This window comes from Flavobacterium johnsoniae UW101 (assembly GCF_000016645.1).
Lineage (GTDB): Bacteria > Bacteroidota > Bacteroidia > Flavobacteriales > Flavobacteriaceae > Flavobacterium > Flavobacterium johnsoniae.
This window is the reverse complement of record NC_009441.1, coordinates 1,451,063-1,469,775: the sequence shown is the minus strand read 5'-3', so window position 1 is coordinate 1,469,775 and position 18,713 is coordinate 1,451,063. Positions and strand designations below refer to the sequence as shown.

Below are 18,713 nucleotides of genomic sequence, written 5' to 3'. Positions count from 1 at the left end.
GTCGGTTTTATACAATTTCTAAAATATTGATACCGCTATTTTTGACTAAAATTAATAGCATACAATATGAAAAATCTTAAAATAGCCACAGCTCAGTTTGAAAACAAAAGCGGCGATAAAAACTATAATTTATCTGTAATCGAAAAACTTTCTCAAAAAGCATCAATTGAAGGCTGTGATGTGATTTCGTTTCATGAATGTTCTATAACCGGATATACGTTTGCAAGAAGTTTATCAAGAGAACAGATGCTGGATCTTGCAGAATTGATTCCAAGTGGAGAAAGCATTTTAAAATTGACCGAAATTGCTAAAAAAAATGACATCGTAATTTTAGCAGGGCTTTTTGAAAAGGATGAAAATAATAATTTATTCAAAGCGCAGGTTTGTGTCGATAAAAATGGTTTAGTCGCCAAATACCGAAAACTGCATCCGTTTATAAATCCGTATTTAACAGCTGGAGATCGTTATTGTATTTTTGAAATTGAGGGCTGGAAATGCGGTATTTTAATTTGTTACGACAATAATATTATAGAAAACGTACGTGCCACAAAACTTTTGGGTGCCGATATTATTTTTATGCCTCACGTAACGATGTGTACGCCTTCTACGCGACCAGGCGCCGGCTTTGTAGCCCCGCAGCTTTGGGAAAACCGCGAAACAGATCCAACCTCATTACGATTAGAATTTGACGGAATGAAAGGCCGTGACTGGTTAATGAAATGGCTTCCGGCAAGGGCTTATGACAATGCCATTTATGCGATATTTTCGAACCCAATTGGTATGGACGACGACCAGTTAAAAAACGGCTGTTCTATGATTATTGATCCTTTTGGAGATATTCTGGCAGAATGCCGCACTTTTGATGATTCTTTTGCGACAGCTGTACTTACACCAGAAAAATGCATTCAGGCTGGAGGAAATCGCTACATAAAGGCTAGAAGACCAGAATTGTACAGAGATATTATTGGTCAAAATCACCAATCAGAGCAAAATGTTGTCTGGCTGAACTCTGATAAAAAAAGCATAAATTAATTGTTTCACCTCTGTAAAGCTGTTGAAAGATTTATCTTTGAAGATTCATTAATTTACAGAACAAAACCCCAATAATGGAATTTTTTAAAACTACAATTCAGGATATCGATGCTGTTTTCGATATTTATAACGAAGCTACATCTTACCAGAAAACAGTAAATAATAAAAGTTGGAGAGGTTTTGAAAGAGCATTAATAGAAAAAGAAATTGCTGAGAATCGTCATTTTATAATCAAAGAAGGAAACGAAGCTGCCTGTACATTTGTACTTACTTTTAACGATTTAATTATTTGGAAAGAAGCCAGCAAAGATCCTGCAGTTTATTTACATCGTATTGCTACAAACCCGAAATTCAGAGGACAATCTTATGTCAAAAAAATTGTAGAATGGGTTAAAGAATATGCCAAAGAAAATGGCAAAGAATACATTCGGCTTGATACACACAGCGGTAACGAAAGAATAAATAAATATTACACCAGCTGTGGTTTTGAGTACAAAGGAATAAGCACAATCGAGTGGACAAACGAATTACCGGAACATTATAAAGAAGGTTCTTTTAGTTTGTTTGAGATTAAGCTTTAAAACCAAAAACAGACTGTCTCAAAGAAACAGCTCTTTTTGTAAGCTTCAGAGAAGCGAAATATTTATAGCAAAGAATAAATGTTTACAACATAAAGCTCCGGAGGAGTGACATATATCTAGGCTGTAGAAAATCATGTCACTCCTCCGGAGCTTTTTTATTTGTCTTATTGTGGTTCTATAAATATTTTAACCCGCTGGGGTTTTACAGATAAAAAACATTGTTTTTGAAGATTGAGTTTTAATTAAATCTTTCAAAAACTGTATTTTTGTATAAAAAATGAAAACGGTATCTTACAAAAATCAGCTTGTTTTTTACTGAAATCTATTTTACTTTAAGATTTTTAAATACCTTTGATTTATGAGCACAGCAACAAAACCATATCATATAGGAAGAAAAATCAGCCGAATCCGTGAGCTGAAAGACATGAAACAAGAAGCTTTGGCACAAGCTTTAGGAATGAGTCAACAAAGTGTTTCAACTATGGAAAACAGTGAAACCATTGACGAAGAAAAACTTAAAGAAGTAGCAAAAGTACTTGGAATGACCGTTGAAGCCATTAAAAACTTTTCGGAAGAAGCTGTAATTAATTACTTTAATAACATTTATGATCAAGGAGTTTTTAACACTGGTAATTATTGTAATTTCAATCCTTTAGACAAAGTTATTGAACTTTACGAACGTTTGGTTCAGGCTGAAAAGGAGAAAAATGAGTATTTGGAGAAATTATTAAAAGAAAAGTAAGCCTTTTATAAAATATAATTTATTGTGAAAAGAGATTTCAAATTTGAAATCTCTTTTTTAATTTAAAAGGATTAAATCTTTTATAATCTACTTTTTATCTAGTGCAAACGAGGCAATAAAATTGGAACCGTACAATGCAAAAAATTTATTTGATTGTTCATTTTCAATTTCATTTGTTTTAAGCGTTATTTCCTCAAATAGTTTTTGAAAATCATCTTGACTTTTACACTTTAAAAGCTGGCTGTTACTATAATTAACTAAATTTTGAAATGAAATCCTGCCTTCTTCCCTCAGCTTCCATGTTTCAAAAATTTTAAATTGTAAAATAAGCGTTCCTGCTAATGATCCAAATAATGGAATGAGAACACTAATAAGCCTTGTTGTTTCTGTCCATGAATCTTTATCTTGATATGCTATAAAAATTGAAGTCAAAAAACCGCTTAATAATGAAATTAACTGGAGCGAATACCAAATTCTATAATTTAATCTGCATGTTTTAGCATACCAGATTTCATAGTTTTTATGAATTTCCTTTATAAATACTTTAAGTGAAGCTGAATCATTTGATACTGGCTCTGTCATAGTTATTATTTTTTAAGAGTTCACAACACAATCAACTGAAAAACAACGCAATGTATAATTTATTATCAAAGAACAATTAAGTAATAATACCTGTTTTTTTCTAAACCCAAAATGCTCAAAAACAAAAATCCCGCAATTTCAATTTTAGAAATTGCGGGATTATATTTGCAGAGAGGAAGGGATTCGAACCCTCGATATAGTTACCCATATACTAGCTTTCCAGGCTAGCTCCTTCAACCACTCGGACACCTCTCTATTTTGGTCTGCAAAGAACACAAAAAAAATCGAGTTTCACAACGTAAATCTTTAAGATTCGTTTATACTCTTGCTAAATGCTTCCATAAACAATTTTACGGCTTTCTTTTGGTAGCTTCCAATCGTGAGCATAAAAGATTCTCGTTTGGTTACTACTCCTGTAATTTGAATGGCTTTAAGGCTATGTTCCCAGCCTTTTAGTGCTTTTTCTGCCACAATGGTTGCCCAGTCGCTGTTTTCTACCATTTGCAATAAAGCATTAATAGAATTTAACTCTATAGAAATCTTTGGTTTCATATGATGTTTTACAAACAATATTTCTACATATTCTCTGGAATTCGATCCTTTTCCGGGAAGAATCAGCGGTACTTCTTCTATTTTTTTAAATGGCATTTTTTCTAAGGAAGCCAAAGAGTTTGTTTTGGCAACCGCCATTACCATATTTGATGTAAACAAAGGCACTTTTTGAATTGGAGGACCAATTTCATGTGATGAAATTACTAATACTAAATCTAGTTCATTATTAATCAATTTTTGTTCTAAGGCTTCAGTTGTGCCATAATCTACTATAATTTTTAAATTCTGATATCTTTTAGCAAATGCATTAACAACAGGGAGAACTAATAAACCAAAGATATATGTAACCCCTATTCGAAGTTCACCGCCAATCATTTCGTTTAAATCTTCAATTGCCTGTTTTCCATTTTCTACATTTTCTACTACTTTTTTGGCATGAATCAAAAAAACCGATCCCGCTTCTGTAAGCTGCACTTTCTTTCCAATTCGCTTAAACAAAGGCATACCGAGCTCTTCTTCCAGCTTTTTTATTTGCTGCGAAAGTCCGGATTGCGTTACAAAACACAATTCGGCTGCTTTTGTAAAATGCAATACCTCAGCTATTTTAATAAAATATTCGAGTTGATAGATTTCCATATTGATAAGTTTTACTACTTATTATCAGTAAAATTATTAATTTTTCTAATGAAATCATAATCCCGAACTTTGTAAAAAAATATTTCAGATTATGTTTAAAGCGTTAAAATCAAAAAACTTCAAGTTATTCTTTTACGGACAATCCGTTTCGGTTATTGGAACCTGGATGCAGAAAACAGCCGTAAGCTGGATGGTTTACAGCATAACAGGATCTGTATTTTTATTAGGATTGGCAACGTTTTTAAGCATGATTCCGTCCTTATTTTTAGCCCCGCTGGCCGGAAGTATTATTGGCCGTTACGACAGACACAAAACATTAGTTTTTCTTCAGTCTCTTGCCATGCTGCAAGCAGGAACTTTGGCTTTGCTGATTTATTTTAAAATATACAACATCAACTTTATTTTAGCATTAAGTTTAATTCAGGGAATTATCAATGCCTTTGATATGACCTGCCGTCAAACCATGATGATTGATATTGTTGACAATAAAGAGGATCTTCCAAATGCGGTTGCACTTAACTCAACAATGAACAACTTTGCCCGTATTGCCGGCCCTGCACTTGCGGGAATTATTCTGCACGAATATGGCGAAGATATTTGTTTCATTGGAAACTTCGTGAGTTATGTTCCCGTTTTGATTTCTTTAATGTTAATGAAAATCACACCTCATATTAAAGCCGAAAACAAACTAAATATGATTGACGATCTTATTGAAGGTCTTGATTATGTAAAGAAAGAAACCGAAATGGCAAGAATGCTTTTAATGCTTACCTGCAGCAGTCTATTTGTGATTTCGTTTAATACTCTTATGCCGGTTTTTGCCAAAGACATCTTTCACGGAAATGCCGAAACATTCAGCTGGTTTGAAAGTGCTGCCGGAATTGGTTCTGTTTTATCTGCTATTTATCTTGCCAATCTAAAATCTGCTGAAAATATGAGTAAGTTACTGATCGCAGCAAGTTTACTTTTGGGTTTAAGTGTTATTATTTTAGCTGTTTCAAACAGCATTACCGTCGCTTTGATCTGTATGACTTTAAGCGGAATTGGAATGATGGGACAAACCTCATCTATCAATATTTATATTCAGACACACAGTATTGTTAGTATGCGTTCCAGAAGCATCAGTTATTTTATGATGGCCTATCAGGGAATGATTCCTGTGGGAAGTTTAATTATTGGTTATGTTTCTCACTCACTTGGCGTAAGAGCTACTGTTGCTATTCAGGGAATTATCTGTATTCTTTCCGTTATTGTTTATGTGTATTACAAAAAACATAAAGCTTCTGATGAATTGGAGACTTGTCCCGTTGAGTATAGAAATTCGAAATTTTAATTCAAAAGAAAACATTCCGTAGGAATGTCTGCTTGGTAGAATTAAATTTGAATTACGGTTATACGTTCCGTAGGAACGTTTGATTAACGTGGCAGATGCACAAGTGTCCCTATGGGACACAATACAAAACGATATTATTATTTTTTTTCTACCAATGAGATATTCCTATGGAATATTCTCGTCGTGATGAATCTTCAACTTTGTCAAAGTTCTTTATTTCAAAATAGATTGTAATTTAAATTTAAGATATTTCCCCGCGAAGTGCCGTTTCAAAAATATCTTTAAACTCGTTTTGAGGAATATTATGACCCAGTAAATACATCAATTTTGTAATTGCGGCTTCTGTAGTAATGTCTTTTCCGGAAATAACACCTAAAGATTTTAAAGCAGTACTGGTTTCATACTGTCCCATATTCACGCTTCCGCCAGAACATTGTGTTACGTTTACGATATGCATTCCGGATTTAATGGCTTTTTCAATTAAATTTAAAAACCAATCTTCGGTTGGAGCATTTCCTGAACCGTAAGTTTCCAGAATAATTCCTCTTAAACCTTTAGTTGCCAGAATTGAAGCCAAAACAATTTCGCTCATTCCCGGAAACATTTTAATAATGGCTACGTGGTTGTCTAAGTTTTTATGAACGATTAATTTTGCATCCTTATTTACAGGAAGAAATAAATGTTTGTTCAATTTTAGATGAACTCCAGATTCTACCAATTCCGGATAATTTGGCGCTGTAAAAGCTCTAAAATGCTCCGCATTTACTTTTGAAGTTCGGTTTCCACGGTACAATTTGTATTCAAAATACAAACAGACTTCTGTAATAACCGGTTTTCCGTCTTCTAAAAGTGATGCAATCTGAATGGCTGTAATCAGGTTTTCTTTTGCATCGGTACGCAAGTCTCCAATTGGCAATTGCGAACCTGTAAATACAACTGGTTTTGCTAAATTCTCGAGCATAAAACTCAATGCCGAAGCCGAATACGACATCGTATCTGATCCGTGAAGAACAACAAATCCGTCGTAAGAAGCGTAATTTTTCTCAATAATTGTGGCAATTTTAGTCCACATTTGAGGATTCATATTCGAAGAATCAATTGGATGTTCAAATGAAATCGATTCGATTTCGCAGTCCAATTGTTTAATTTCTGGAATTTTCTGAATTAATTTACCAAAATTGAAGGCTTTAAGCGCTCCAGTTTCAAAGTCTTTGCTCATACCGATGGTTCCTCCGGTATAAATCAATAATATTTTTGCTTTAGATGACATCTTGGTATTTTAATTTATTGACAACAGGATTGGCATACATAGCCAAAAATCCTTGTCTGGTAACAGGATTATCGCTTCCAATTCTCATTTCTAAACGACGTTCAAAAAGCTGTTTTTCGCTTTCTTTGTATTTGTCTGCAAATCGGCTGGTGTCGTTTAAAATATCATAAGCAATAAAATTAGTCGGCCATAATTGATAGTTTTTCAAAACAACATCATCAATAGTCTGTGCCAAAGCCTGAACTTGTTTGTTTACATTGTCGTTTTCGGCTACAATCTGATCGATTTCTGTATCTAAAACATCACCAACAGAAATATGTATTCTTTTTTTAGTTCCCATGATACCGCTTAAAATGGTCATGAAATCTTCATTTTTGTCTTTTACGTAAACTTCGTTGTTTGCTTCTGCCATTAATTGCGGCATTTTCAATACATCAGTCGGATCATATTCATAAGAAATAGAAACCGGAACGATTTTTAGTTTCTTAAAATAATCCATTAAGTTTTGTTCGTCAGACCCCATTCCAATCATTTTTAAAACTCCCGGATTGGTTTCATCATTCCCGTCTTTTGTTCTTCCTTCTCTTTGAGCAATCCAAACCGAACGGTTTTCGCGAAGCAGTAACTGTCCCATATATTCTGAAAGCAGTTTAGAACTTTGCAGCATTTCACGAGGAGATAAACCTCTTAAAACCAAAAAGTTTCGGTTTAATTTTGCCAAAGTTGCCAAGAAAGCTTTCTTTACTAAATTATCTCCAATTGCCGAAGCGGTCATTACTAAACCATGTTCGAATAAACAAACATTTAATAATGTTGTATCTAAAAGAATATCTCTATGATTTGAGATAAACAAATAAGAAGTATTGGGTTCTAATTTTTCAAAGCCTGAAGTAGTTAAACCTTCTGAGCTTTTTTCAAGAACTTTTTGGATAGTATTATAAATAAAATTGCATTGAAAATCACGGATAGAGTGTGTTTTCTTTAACTGTTCCTTCCAAACCTCATCTTCTACATCCGGAAAAGTAAAGTTCATCATGGTTTTCATCATTGGGTGATTTACAACATCATGAAGTGCTTCATTTATTTCGGTATCATAAAAAGGTCGAATGGCATCAAATTTCTGCATTATTTATATAGGTTTTAAGTGGGCAAAAGAACAAAAAAAAAATTAAAGTTTTGTAAGGCACAGGTTAAATCCCAAAAACGTCTTTTGAGTTTTGTGTTGTGATTACTGCTATTTCTTCTGCAGAAACGCCATATACTTCGCTTAATTTAGCTATTACGTTGACTAGATAGCTGCTTTCGTTTCTTTTTCCTCTATACGGAATTGGTGCTAAATATGGAGAATCTGTTTCAAGAACGATGTGTTTTAAATCGATTTGATTTAAAAACTGATCAATTTTTCCGTTCTTAAAAGTCACAACACCGCCAATTCCTAATTTCATATTATAAGAAATGGCCTGCAATGCTTGTTCTAAAGTTCCGGAAAAACAATGAAAAATCCCAAATAAATCTTCAGATTTTTCTTCTTCTAAAATTTCGAATATTTCATCAAAAGCTTCGCGACAGTGAATTACGATTGGCAATTTGTATTGTTTTGCCAGGTGAATTTGTCTTTTAAAAGCAATTTGCTGCTCTTTTAAATGTGTTTTATCCCAATACAAATCGATTCCTATTTCGCCTACTGCATAGAATTTTCGCTTAGATAATTCGGTTTCAACATGGGCTAATTCTGCTTCATAATTATCCTTTACGTAGGTTGGATGCAATCCCATCATCAGGAAAATGTTATCAGGATAATTTTTCTCTAAATCGTACATCGATTGTGTCGCCGCTGCATCGATTGCTGGAATAAAAAAACGAGTAACTCCGGCATCAATGGCGCGTTGAATCATTTCGTTACGATCCTGATCAAATTCTTCAGAATATAAATGAGTGTGTGTATCGGTAATAATGGGTGTTGAATTCAAGGCTCTAATTTTAAAATGCCAAAATTACGACAATATTAAAAGAATAGCAATTTCGTGTGAAATGGCACACGGATAAAACGGATTTTTTTATTCTTTTTGTCAGACTGAGTGAAGTCAAAGTCAAATACAGATTATCGCTTATCTTAGTCGATTCAAAATGCAATGCTTCGACTTTTCTCATGAAGACAAACTAATGTTTACTTTCCTGTTTCAATAAACAGCAAAGCACGATCTAAGACCTCATCTTTTCCTTCCTGAATCCCTTTTATGGTTGGTTTTACTTCAATATCTGGTACAATTCCTATACGCTGGGCTTCTCTGCGGTCTGGATAATAAACCCCAAGTCCTGTATATCTGGTATGAAATCCTTTAAAATCAAGATCTACTGCATTTCCATCTGTTCCTGCTGTTTGACTGCCTATAATTGTTGTATTTCCTGCTGTTTGAAAACACATTGCTGTCCATTCTGACTGGCTTAGTGACTTTTCATTTAGCAGTACAATCGCTTTCCCTTTATAATTATCTTTATTATTAAATCCGCATTTTCGTCCATCTACCCATTTGTATTTTCCCGGGTAGTTTAAATAAGGTTCTGTATAATCGCAAAATTTCTTTTCCTCAGCATTTAAAAAATCCGAGATCTCTTTCCAGGTTCCATTTGGATAATTTCTCATATCAAAAACGATTGCCTTTGTAGATTTTAAGGCATCAATCATGTCTGGAATATTTTTAGGTTTTATAGCTCCCATATTTACGTAGCCGACATTATTATCCAAAAGCTTAAACTTTTCCTTTGGTTTTACAGCGCCTTTTTTAAATTCATTTCGATGAGAGTCATGATAATCATGCCAAATCATATTTTTTATTTCATACTTCCCATCTTTTAAAAATTCTACCGAAACATTATCCTGATCAGTACTCAAAATTCTATAAACTACTTTATCTAAAAGTTTAGCTTCGTTTGATGCACATACTAAATCTCTGTTTTGCTCGATTAATTCTTTTATGGTTTTACCATTTATTTTAGTAATTACAGTTCCTATTTTAATATTATCTGCTTCGGCAAGACTATCTCCTAAAATCTCGGTAATAACCAATTTATCATCGATTATTTTGCCTGCTGCAGGGAAATGATTTAATGAGCGATAAACAGTTGGGCCATAAATTGGAGTTTCGACGTGGCTGTCATTAAGTTTTGATGTTAGTTTTTTAAGTGCGAGATAAAAATCAGCTTCATTTTTAGCATCAGCGATAGATGGCAGTGACTGTTCTAAACTCAAATCCCATTTTTGATCCATGATATATTTATATGGAAAATAATATTCAATTAAATTCCAATAGGCAAAAAGCATTAATATTCTGGAATCTTTATTGTTATAATCAAGATCAAAATAGTTTTTTGTCATTTTTAAACCATCAAAACCATGTTCAAAATCTTCATTGCTTTGAAACCTGTTTTCTTCAATAAATTTTAATTTCTTCGAAAGTTTTTTAGAAAACAACTTATTATTAAACCAGGATAAATCGAAATTCTTATCAAAAAGCTCCACATCTTTTGGTGCAGGAATTGGTGCAATTTCTTTTACTGGTCCAAGATCGTCAATCCAGTTTTCAAGAAGCAGTGAAAACTCTTCTTTGGTTTGTGCTTTTTCTATTTTAGGAAGTTTTTCTAAAAGCTGCTTATCCCAATTGACTTCTCCACTGGCTGCTTTTGGATGATAATATTTTAAGAAACCCCAGACTTTGCAGGTTGCAAAGAGTTTTTCGGTTTCAGTAATTTTAGGAGCGCAGAATGTAATTTGTGAAAATGTAATAAAAAGAAATAAAGTAATTTTTTTCATTAATTGAGACTGGTTAGGTTTTGATTGTTTTTGGTTAATGCTGTAAAATAGAAAATCGAATTTAGAATTAAAATTCCAAATTCGATTGAGGTTTTCCGTAAAGGAGAAATATTTTATTAAGAATAATCTAATCCAGCTGATGTAATAGTTCTTCTACCTGATCATAACCTTCGTAATCTTCAGAGATGCTTTCAAGAATTTGTTTACAAGCCTCATAATCTTTTTGTTTCAACTTAGATAAAGCCAAATACCAAAGTGCTTTTTCTTTGTAAACAGAAGTTCCTGCATGTATTTCATTAAAAACAGCTTCGGCTTTTAAATAATGACTTTCTTCTAATAAAGAAACGCCGTAAAAAAACTGAATTTCTGCTGTTTTTTGTTTCTTTAAAACGGTTTCAAAAAGCGGAATGGCTTTATTATATCTTTTTGCGTTATAAGCTTCTTCTGCTTGTTTTAAAGACTCATTGACTGTTCCTCTTACTGTAAATGAGGCTTGTTCCGGATCGTTATAATCTGCAAAAGCCGGATTTTGATTATAGTTGAAAAAGAATAACCCGAATAGAACTGCAACCGAAGCTGCAACTGCTAAATACCATGGTTTTAAACCAATTACTTTTGTTTTGTTATCGAAATGTTTCTCTGATATCTGAGTCAGATTTTGTTTAAAAGCTTCTCGTTCCTGTTCAATTCCAAATTTATTGGCTAATTGAAATTGTACTTCTTTAAAAGTTTCAAATTCCGATGCAAATTCAGGATCTTCCAACAATTGTTTTTCAAAATCATTTTTAGCATCAGCAGTTAATTCGCCCTGAAGATATTGATCAAATAATATGTAACGTTCTTCGTTCATGACTAATTGTTTTTTAAAGATTTAAAGTTTTTTGCTTCCTGAATCCACTGTGTTAACTGACCAACGCATAATGATTTTTTCTTACGGACATAACCATACGTTACGTTTAGTTTTTCGGCCACTTCTTCCATCGATTTAATTTCAAAACTCAGTTTTAAAAGCTCTTTGCATTTGTCTCCCAGTTTCTCAAACATGGTGTCAAAAAGCTCTTGTTTTTCATCAAATTGTTCGGTTTGACCAATTAACTCATGCGCAGATTCATTGATAGATAAAACGTCTTCAATAATTGTTACCCCTTTATTAGATGTTTTTTTCAGTTCATTGAGCCATTTTCTTTTACACAATAAAAAGAAATAAGCATCAAAAGGGCAGGTTAGTTTTAACGAATTGGCTTTGGCCTGATTAAAAAGCAAAATCAATATTTCCTGAACTACATCCTGTGCCTGGTCTCTATCGCCGGAATTGTTCATAATAAACATAACGACTTTAGGAACAAACTTTTTATATATAGACTGAATTACCAGCGAATTATTTTCGGCAAGACCATCAATATATTTTTGGTCAGGATGTATTTTGTTTTTATCCATAAAAAAACTTTTAATCAGATAAAGTTAAAAAGAATCTCAATTAAATTTCAATCAAATGGGTAACAATTAACAATTTCAATTGATATAAGCAGACAGAAATCTTTTAAAACAGTTAAAATTAAGAGAAAATGGAAACGTATCAATTTACAGACGAAAAGACTTTAGATAAATTTTACAAAATGATTTCGGCCAAAACACGTAATGGTTTTGTAATCGTAGAACACAACGAGAAACTGCCGTATGTTGTTTTGTCTAAAGAAAAAAAAGCAGTTAAACATACCTTTCATTTACTGCTTACCTGTCTCACTTTCGGACTTTGGTCTGTTGTATGGATTTATTTAATCATTACGCTTTCGCGAAAGCAGAGCATTCTTGTGGCTGTTGACGAAGATGGAAATCTTTTTGAAGACAAATGTCTTTCGGCATAAATAAAAAATAAAAACAGGGGTAACAAAATATTTACCTCGAACATCTATCAATATAATAATCATTAAAAACCAGAAATTATGAATACAAATTTTAAAACAATCGGCCTTTTATTCCTTTTACTAATCTCTTTTGTAAGCTGTGATAACAGTGACGTAGAAAATGGCAGTGATCTTATTTTACCTCCAACTTCGGCAGCATTTAAAAGTATTAACGAAAAAGGTGTAAAAAGAAATACTCAAAATTTTACCATGACTGCAGGAAATGGTGTGGTAACTTTAACTTCGGCAAAAGGGGTAAAATTATATATCAACGGAGACTGTTTAACTAAAAACGGAAATCCTGTAACCGGACAAGTAGATATTGAATACATCGAGCTTTTTGACAAAGGAAACATGCTGGTAACCAATAAACCAACAATGGGAATTACTGCCGACGGAAAGAAAAACCTTTTAATTTCTGGTGGAGAATTTTTTATCAAAGCAACTCAAGGCGGTGTAGAACTTCAGACTTCCTGCACCATGAACATGATTGTTCCAACTGCTTTAACAGATGGCTATGATAATTTAATGACTTTATGGACTGGAGTAATTGACGATAAAGGAGAATTAGCCTGGAGAGAAGCAAAAGCAAATGCTGACGGAACCGGCGGAAAAGGCGGTGTTCAAGGTGAAGGAAACAATTACTATGTAACTTTTGGAAACTTTGGATGGACTAATGTTGACCGTTTTTACAGTGATCCAAGACCAAAAACAACTATTTTAGTAGATGTTCCGGATGGTTATAATAACACAAACAGTGCTGTTTATCTTTCTTATGACGGCGAAGGAACAAATGCTCTTGCAAAACTGGATACTTATACTGCCGAAGGATTGTTTAGTGAACATTATGGACAAATTCCTGTTGGATTAGCCTGCCACATCATTTTTGCCACAGAAGATAATGGCAGCTGGCGATATGCAATTAAGGGAGTAACAATAACTGCAAATACTACATATACCTTTACACAAGCCGAAACAACAGTCGGTACAGAAGCCCAGCTTGTTGCTGCAATTAATGCCATTCAGTAACTAACAAATGCTTTTTTAAGAAAAAGTGATGATTTGCTCATCACTTTTTTTTACATTTAATCTTGTTTTAAAATTGATTTTTAAGATTTTAGAACCCAAAACTATCTAGTTATGAAACCACAACTGTCTATTTTCTTTATTCTATTCTCGATTTTTTCAATAGGGCAAACCAAAGTAAAAGACACCATAACCCGAAGAGCTGTTATTGGTTTTATCCAAAATGGAAATGCTGTAAATTTTAAACCTGAAACACCGCCATTGATTCCAATTGCGGGTGCTCCAAAACCAAGTTATTCGTATTTATGGGAACTGGGCGACGGTCATTACAGCAAAGAAGCAGAACCTAAGCATGTTTATAAAAAGAAAGGAACTTACACGACAAGGCTTGCCGTAACAAACAATTACGACAACGGAAAACCGCCGGCAACACGTCCGAAAAAAGTCGCTGTAAACGATATTACCGATACTAGTTATAAAGACATTGCTTCTATAGCAGATCAAAACGGTTTTGCAATTTTAAAAAACTGCGATCCTATTCCGGAGCAGGAAATGGTAGTCGTTGTGAGTTATCAAAATCTGGAGAATTATGTTTCCAGCGGCAAGCTTTATTTATTTTATAATGAAAAACAATTCAAACACAATAACTTTGAATTAAGTGATTTTAGAACTTATGCTGACGAACGTGAAATTAAAGAAAACTTAACGGCATCTGTAAACGATCTTGACGATTCTAATAATTATCTGGCTTCTGCCGAAAACAGTTTCAAACTTAAAAAATATAGAAATACAGCTACTGAGGAAGATCTTGATGCTTCACTTTTAGAGGCTCATAAAATCTATCATAATGTTTCGGTTTTAGAATTTGATAATGCTGATCCGGGAGAAACACGAAATGTTTTTTACACATTTAAAACCACTCCCGAAATGATAAAAGATACCAGCGCAACGGTCACGATGCGCGGGATTTTTGTTCCTAATCGAAGCTATAAAAACCATAAGATTAAAAACCTTGAGATGGAAATTGTAACGTCTCACGATCCAAATAAAATGGGCTCGAACGGACGTTTTATGAATTATAGGCTGGTACGTTTTAAAAGGGTTAATTTTAAAACCCGTTTTCAAAATAATGGTGAAGGTCCGGCCCGAAAAATTCGTTTAGAAACTGATATTCCGGATATGTTCGACAAGAAAACTTTCCAGATAGAAAGTATGTATCCAGAATGTCCAATCTGCCCAAAAGGCGAAGAACCAACCGTGAGTTGTCTCGACACGATTATCAAACAAAAACAGATCATTTTTACATTTAAGAATATTTATCTGCCGGGAACTGAACAGAAAAATGTAAAGGAAAAAGACAGTACAAAAGGTTTTGTAAAATATTCTATGAAGTTTGGCGAGGACTTTCATAAAGTAAAAACCAAAAGCCGGACTTCGATTATATTCGACAAAAACGAACCTATAATTACGAACTACGCCACTACCCGATTTCTGCCCGGAATTTCTATTGGCGTAAAAGCCGGATATAATTTTTATCCTGATTTAGACAAATCGACGAGTTATTTTGTGGGCGCGACGCTTTCGCCTTTTAAATCGTATCGCTTTTACTGGCAGGTAGAATGGACAAATGCCTTAAATCAGTATAATCGTGCTGTAACAGTTACAGATCAATTGAATACTAATGCAAACGGAACAAGACAATTGGTACGCACGACAACCTCAACTGAAAACAAAAACATCAATTGGGAAGTTCCTGTTTTAATTCGGTATAACCTTAATAACTATATTGGCATTGGTGCCGGAATTCAGGCTAATATAAATGTTTCGCAAGAGCAGAATCAAAATATAAAAGTTGATACGTATGAAGGCGATAAAGAGAGCTTTTTAATTAATTCGAGTACAACAAGCAATCAAACAAAAACTTCTTTTGCCGATTTTAAAACCGGGCTTTTATTTGATTTAACTGCAGGTTTCGCCAGAATTGGTCCAAGTTTGGGAGCACGTTATGTAATTAATTTTGAACAGAATTTCAATTATTTTCAGGTTTATGGAATATGGAAGTTTTAAAGTTATTACACGAAGATTTTTGGAGAGATTTTCCACGAATCAATGCTGAAATAATTTGTGGAAATCCGTGAAATTCGTGGCAAAAAAATAATATGAACTTATACAACTTATATCGTTTAATCTTTCTTTTCCTAACTCTGAATGCTTTCGGGCAGAATCAGGAAGATAAAATTTACCATGCAATTGATGTTTTTACTGCTCACCCTTCTGCAAAAGCAATACAGGATTTATCAAATGCTGAAGCTGATTTTTGGAGAAATCCAAAACCAAAAACCAAAGATGAATTACTGGCAGTCGTGGTTTTAAACTGCAATAAAGCCTATTATGAAAACCAATTTGGGCAGACACAAAATGCCATTTCAAGTTATGAAAAAGCATGGCAGACTTACCAGAAACAAAAGCTCAGCAATTACGATATTATAGAATTCTGCTTAAAACCTTTAGGGAACTTATATACGATTCTGGGCGATTATGACAGCGCCGAAAACACTATAAAACAATATTATTTTATTGTAAATACTTCTAAAAATTATCCCGACGCACAAAACCAAAAATTTGCTGCAATTTTAAATTTATCTAATGTTTATCAAAGTTCCGGGAAAATTTCTTCGGCAATTGAAGTTTTAGAAAATACGCTGAAAACAGAAAAATTATCGAACTCTCAAAAAGGAATTTTACTCAATAATCTGGGAAATAATTATTGGTTAAATTCTAAACAATTCATTAAAAATGCTCCTCAAAATGCAGAAAAAGCATTCCTGTCTTCAATAGAATATTTGAAAAACGAAAAAGGCAAATCAGAAACTTTATCCAATTCTTATCGCAATTTAGCTTCAATGAACCGGCAATGGCAGCAATTTGACATTGCTGATTCTTATATGCAGAAGGCGGAAAAACTTCTTTTAGAAACAAAAAATCAACAGCCTAGAAAACGGGCCAAACTCTATTATGAAAAAGCTTGGCTGCTTTTTGATGAACAAAAACATGAGGAAAGCGCCAAACAGATTTCAGTCGTTTTTAAAACCCTGATTCCAAATTATAATTCAAAAGATATTCTTCCGAATAAAAATCAATTGTATGCTGAAACTGTTTTGGTTGATGCGCTCGATTTACAGGCAGAAATTCTAAAAATCAAAGATCCTAAAAATGCATTAAAGGCTTTTGAACTTTCGTTCTACATTGAAGATTTATTGATGAATAGTCTGGTTTATGAAAACTCAAAAATCCTGATGCAGCTGCGGTCCCGAAATCGTACCGAAAAATGTCTTTTTGTTTATGATGAATTGTTCAGTAAAGAAGGGAAAACGAAATATCTGGAAGAAGCTTTTCAATTATCAGAAAAAACAAAATCGGGTATTTTAAAAGGTTATCGTTCGAATATTAAAAATGCTTCCGCAGAAGAAAAACAGCTTTTGCAAGACCTGCAAAACCTAAATAATGCGATTTTAAAAGAACAGCAAAAAGGAGATTCGGCCAATATTTCAAAAATCAACACACTTATAAAACAGCAAAATGAAGTCATGATTTCGCTGAAAAAAGTACAGTCTGAAAATACAGATTATATTCCTGAAAAATGCGATGTCAAAGCGCTGCTTTCAAAATTAAAGAAAGATAAAGCGATGATGGTTTATTATTTTATGGGATCTGAAAAGCTGTATTTTTTTGTTTTACAAAACGATCAAATTGTTCTAAATCATATTAATATTGCTCATCTTGGTATTTCAAGAATTGTCCAGTTTATAGATTATTTTAACAGTCCGGATGCTATTACAAATGATATTTCCGACTATAATCATTATGGAAAAGATGTTTATGATTTATTAAAACTTCCTAATAATTCTGGTTACAAAAACCTTGTCATTGTTCCTGACGGAATTTTAAATTTTCTCCCTTTTGAAGCTTTAATTACTCAGGAATCTAATACAACGAATTTTGCTAAAATGCATTATTTACTTAATGATTTCAGGATTGCTTATACTACTTCGGCAAATATTTATCTGAATGCTAAACCTGTTTCAAAATCTAAAAAAACAGTTTTAGGTGTTTTTCCTGTTTTTGAAGGCACATCTTTCGAGCTTAGTTATTCAAAAAAAGAACTAGAATCTATTCGCCGTAATTTTAAAGGGAAATATTTAGAAAATTCGAATGCAGGTTTTGCTGATTTTAAAAATAATGCTTCAAATTATTCTATTCTTCATTTGAGTACGCACGCTTCTTCTGGCGATATTGAAACTCCGGCAAGTATTAAATTTTACGATCAGGAAATCCTGTATTCAGAATTGTATAATCTGCATATAAATCCTGATTTAGTTGTTTTAAGTGCCTGCGAAACCGGAATTGGAAAATTGTACAAAGCCGAAGGCGCGATGAGTATTGCAAGAGGTTTTCAGTTTGCCGGAGCACAGAATTTGTTGTTTTCTTTATGGAAAGTAAATGATTTTACGACTTCGGTTTTTATGTCTGATTTTTATAAAAATGTCAAAAATGATGTTTCTTATTTTGAAGCCAACACTAATGCAAAACGGGAATATTTGAACGATAAATCGATTCCGAATGCTAAGAAATCGCCTTATTATTGGAGTTCTTTTGTGTATTACGGCTCAATTTCGGCTGAAGAAAAATCAGGAAATTATATCTATTACGTGATTAGCTTTTTGATTGTAATTGGCTTATTTTTGGGTTTCAATCATTATCGAAAATGGAAAATCTTCACGAGATTCTCAAAAAAGAGAATTACAAAAAAATAAAGTTTAAAGTTACCAAAACACAGCATCTGCAGATAAAAGCCAAAATTAACGGCATTTCAGGAAATTTCATTTTAGATACGGGCGCTTCAAACACCTGCATTGGTTTTGAAAGCATTGAACGTTTTGAATTGTCTGCCAAAAAATCAAAAACAAAAGCTTCTGGCGCGGGCGGAACTGGAATGGCAACCCAAATTTCATCTCAAAATAAATTACAGTTAGGAAGCTGGAAAAACAAAGATTTCAGCATTGTTATTTTTGATCTTTCGCATGTAAACGAAGCTTTAGAATCGTACAAAGCTAAACCTGTTCACGGCATTATTGGCGCCGACGTTCTGCTTGAAGGAAAGGCGATTATAGATTATTTTAATCATTATTTGTATTTAAAGTAGGATTAAGTTTTTTCGTATATATTTGTTACTCCAATTAACAA

17 protein-coding genes and 1 tRNA gene are annotated in these 18,713 nt (G+C 33.3%); 9 read left to right on the top strand and 9 right to left on the bottom strand.

The window, feature by feature from the left end; genetic code table 11:
* Positions 1–66: 66 nt before the first annotated feature.
* The 3 genes from FJOH_RS06685 to FJOH_RS06675 all read left to right on the top strand — a co-directional run bounded on the left by FJOH_RS06685 (position 67) and on the right by FJOH_RS06675 (position 2,355).
* Positions 67–1,032 carry a nitrilase family protein gene (locus FJOH_RS06685; RefSeq protein ID WP_012023367.1) on the top strand — a complete coding sequence of 322 codons (966 nt, stop codon included), beginning with the start codon at positions 67–69 and terminating at the stop codon, positions 1,030–1,032.
* 74 nt (positions 1,033–1,106) lie between these two features.
* Positions 1,107–1,613 (top strand): GNAT family N-acetyltransferase, encoded by a 507-nt coding sequence (locus tag FJOH_RS06680; protein ID WP_012023366.1) that lies wholly within the window; start codon positions 1,107–1,109, stop codon positions 1,611–1,613.
* Between the two features lie 358 nt (positions 1,614–1,971).
* Positions 1,972–2,355 (top strand): helix-turn-helix domain-containing protein, encoded by a 384-nt coding sequence (locus tag FJOH_RS06675; RefSeq protein WP_012023365.1) that lies wholly within the window; start codon positions 1,972–1,974, stop codon positions 2,353–2,355.
* Between the two features lie 87 nt (positions 2,356–2,442).
* Here FJOH_RS06675 and FJOH_RS06670 read toward each other — a convergent pair whose 3' ends face one another.
* The 3 genes from FJOH_RS06670 to FJOH_RS06660 all read right to left on the bottom strand — a co-directional run bounded on the left by FJOH_RS06670 (position 2,443) and on the right by FJOH_RS06660 (position 4,125).
* Positions 2,443–2,937, bottom strand: a complete 495-nt coding sequence (locus FJOH_RS06670; RefSeq protein WP_012023364.1) for a hypothetical protein — start codon at positions 2,935–2,937, stop codon at positions 2,443–2,445.
* A 168-nt stretch (positions 2,938–3,105) separates the two neighbouring features.
* A tRNA-Ser gene (locus FJOH_RS06665) sits at positions 3,106–3,192 on the bottom strand.
* A gap of 51 nt (positions 3,193–3,243) precedes the next feature.
* Positions 3,244–4,125: a LysR substrate-binding domain-containing protein gene (locus tag FJOH_RS06660; RefSeq protein WP_012023363.1), complete on the bottom strand. Its 882-nt coding sequence runs from the start codon at positions 4,123–4,125 to the stop codon at positions 3,244–3,246.
* Positions 4,126–4,216: 91 nt separating this feature from the next.
* On the opposite strand from FJOH_RS06660, the gene FJOH_RS06655 reads away from it, so the two are divergent.
* Positions 4,217–5,458: an MFS transporter gene (locus tag FJOH_RS06655; RefSeq protein ID WP_012023362.1), complete on the top strand. Its 1,242-nt coding sequence runs from the start codon at positions 4,217–4,219 to the stop codon at positions 5,456–5,458.
* A 241-nt stretch (positions 5,459–5,699) separates the two neighbouring features.
* Here the strand turns inward: FJOH_RS06655 and FJOH_RS06650 are convergent, their stop codons facing one another.
* The 6 genes from FJOH_RS06650 to FJOH_RS06625 all read right to left on the bottom strand — a co-directional run bounded on the left by FJOH_RS06650 (position 5,700) and on the right by FJOH_RS06625 (position 11,976).
* Positions 5,700–6,728, bottom strand: a complete 1,029-nt coding sequence (locus FJOH_RS06650) for an asparaginase (protein WP_012023361.1) — start codon at positions 6,726–6,728, stop codon at positions 5,700–5,702.
* Positions 6,718–7,854 (bottom strand): 1-acyl-sn-glycerol-3-phosphate acyltransferase, encoded by a 1,137-nt coding sequence (locus FJOH_RS06645; protein ID WP_012023360.1) that lies wholly within the window; start codon positions 7,852–7,854, stop codon positions 6,718–6,720. Before FJOH_RS06645 ends, FJOH_RS06650 begins: the two co-directional genes overlap by 11 nt.
* 64 nt (positions 7,855–7,918) lie before the next feature.
* Complete coding sequence (locus FJOH_RS06640) at positions 7,919–8,698, bottom strand: TatD family hydrolase (protein WP_012023359.1); 780 nt, start codon at positions 8,696–8,698, stop codon at positions 7,919–7,921.
* 197 nt (positions 8,699–8,895) lie between these two features.
* Positions 8,896–10,539: a S41 family peptidase gene (locus tag FJOH_RS06635; RefSeq protein WP_012023358.1), complete on the bottom strand. Its 1,644-nt coding sequence runs from the start codon at positions 10,537–10,539 to the stop codon at positions 8,896–8,898.
* Positions 10,540–10,666: 127 nt separating this feature from the next.
* A complete protein-coding gene (locus FJOH_RS06630) occupies positions 10,667–11,389 on the bottom strand; it encodes a tetratricopeptide repeat protein (RefSeq protein WP_012023357.1) in 723 nt (240 codons plus the stop codon).
* Positions 11,390–11,391: 2 nt separating this feature from the next.
* Positions 11,392–11,976 carry an RNA polymerase sigma factor gene (locus tag FJOH_RS06625; RefSeq protein ID WP_012023356.1) on the bottom strand — a complete coding sequence of 195 codons (585 nt, stop codon included), beginning with the start codon at positions 11,974–11,976 and terminating at the stop codon, positions 11,392–11,394.
* A gap of 128 nt (positions 11,977–12,104) precedes the next feature.
* On the opposite strand from FJOH_RS06625, the gene FJOH_RS06620 reads away from it, so the two are divergent.
* The 5 genes from FJOH_RS06620 to FJOH_RS06600 all read left to right on the top strand — a co-directional run bounded on the left by FJOH_RS06620 (position 12,105) and on the right by FJOH_RS06600 (position 18,672).
* Positions 12,105–12,404 (top strand): hypothetical protein, encoded by a 300-nt coding sequence (locus FJOH_RS06620; RefSeq protein ID WP_012023355.1) that lies wholly within the window; start codon positions 12,105–12,107, stop codon positions 12,402–12,404.
* A 78-nt stretch (positions 12,405–12,482) separates the two neighbouring features.
* Positions 12,483–13,472 carry a hypothetical protein gene (locus FJOH_RS06615; RefSeq protein ID WP_012023354.1) on the top strand — a complete coding sequence of 330 codons (990 nt, stop codon included), beginning with the start codon at positions 12,483–12,485 and terminating at the stop codon, positions 13,470–13,472.
* A 111-nt stretch (positions 13,473–13,583) separates the two neighbouring features.
* A complete protein-coding gene (locus FJOH_RS06610) occupies positions 13,584–15,536 on the top strand; it encodes a PKD domain-containing protein (protein ID WP_012023353.1) in 1,953 nt (650 codons plus the stop codon).
* A gap of 92 nt (positions 15,537–15,628) precedes the next feature.
* The gene (locus tag FJOH_RS06605) at positions 15,629–18,283 is read left to right on the top strand and encodes a CHAT domain-containing protein (RefSeq protein WP_012023352.1); all 2,655 of its coding nucleotides are present in this window, start codon (positions 15,629–15,631) and stop codon (positions 18,281–18,283) included.
* Positions 18,235–18,672, top strand: a complete 438-nt coding sequence (locus FJOH_RS06600) for a retropepsin-like aspartic protease (RefSeq protein WP_012023351.1) — start codon at positions 18,235–18,237, stop codon at positions 18,670–18,672. The genes FJOH_RS06605 and FJOH_RS06600 overlap by 49 nt, the downstream gene beginning before the upstream one ends.
* Positions 18,673–18,713 lie beyond the last annotated feature (41 nt).

What these genes read in the sequence shown, in the direction of transcription:
- FJOH_RS06645 (WP_012023360.1), bottom strand. Translation starts at nt 7,854, where the DNA reads ATGCAGAAATTTGATGCCATTCGACCTTTTTATGATACCGAAATAAAT.
- FJOH_RS06680 (WP_012023366.1), top strand. Translation starts at nt 1,107, where the DNA reads ATGGAATTTTTTAAAACTACAATTCAGGATATCGATGCTGTTTTCGAT.
- FJOH_RS06600 (WP_012023351.1), top strand. Translation starts at nt 18,235, where the DNA reads ATGGAAAATCTTCACGAGATTCTCAAAAAAGAGAATTACAAAAAAATA.
- FJOH_RS06625 (WP_012023356.1), bottom strand. Translation starts at nt 11,976, where the DNA reads ATGGATAAAAACAAAATACATCCTGACCAAAAATATATTGATGGTCTT.
- FJOH_RS06605 (WP_012023352.1), top strand. Translation starts at nt 15,629, where the DNA reads ATGAACTTATACAACTTATATCGTTTAATCTTTCTTTTCCTAACTCTG.
- FJOH_RS06655 (WP_012023362.1), top strand. Translation starts at nt 4,217, where the DNA reads ATGTTTAAAGCGTTAAAATCAAAAAACTTCAAGTTATTCTTTTACGGA.
- FJOH_RS06660 (WP_012023363.1), bottom strand. Translation starts at nt 4,125, where the DNA reads ATGGAAATCTATCAACTCGAATATTTTATTAAAATAGCTGAGGTATTG.
- FJOH_RS06615 (WP_012023354.1), top strand. Translation starts at nt 12,483, where the DNA reads ATGAATACAAATTTTAAAACAATCGGCCTTTTATTCCTTTTACTAATC.
- FJOH_RS06620 (WP_012023355.1), top strand. Translation starts at nt 12,105, where the DNA reads ATGGAAACGTATCAATTTACAGACGAAAAGACTTTAGATAAATTTTAC.
- FJOH_RS06610 (WP_012023353.1), top strand. Translation starts at nt 13,584, where the DNA reads ATGAAACCACAACTGTCTATTTTCTTTATTCTATTCTCGATTTTTTCA.
- FJOH_RS06635 (WP_012023358.1), bottom strand. Translation starts at nt 10,539, where the DNA reads ATGAAAAAAATTACTTTATTTCTTTTTATTACATTTTCACAAATTACA.
- FJOH_RS06630 (WP_012023357.1), bottom strand. Translation starts at nt 11,389, where the DNA reads ATGAACGAAGAACGTTACATATTATTTGATCAATATCTTCAGGGCGAA.
- FJOH_RS06675 (WP_012023365.1), top strand. Translation starts at nt 1,972, where the DNA reads ATGAGCACAGCAACAAAACCATATCATATAGGAAGAAAAATCAGCCGA.
- FJOH_RS06650 (WP_012023361.1), bottom strand. Translation starts at nt 6,728, where the DNA reads ATGTCATCTAAAGCAAAAATATTATTGATTTATACCGGAGGAACCATC.
- FJOH_RS06685 (WP_012023367.1), top strand. Translation starts at nt 67, where the DNA reads ATGAAAAATCTTAAAATAGCCACAGCTCAGTTTGAAAACAAAAGCGGC.
- FJOH_RS06670 (WP_012023364.1), bottom strand. Translation starts at nt 2,937, where the DNA reads ATGACAGAGCCAGTATCAAATGATTCAGCTTCACTTAAAGTATTTATA.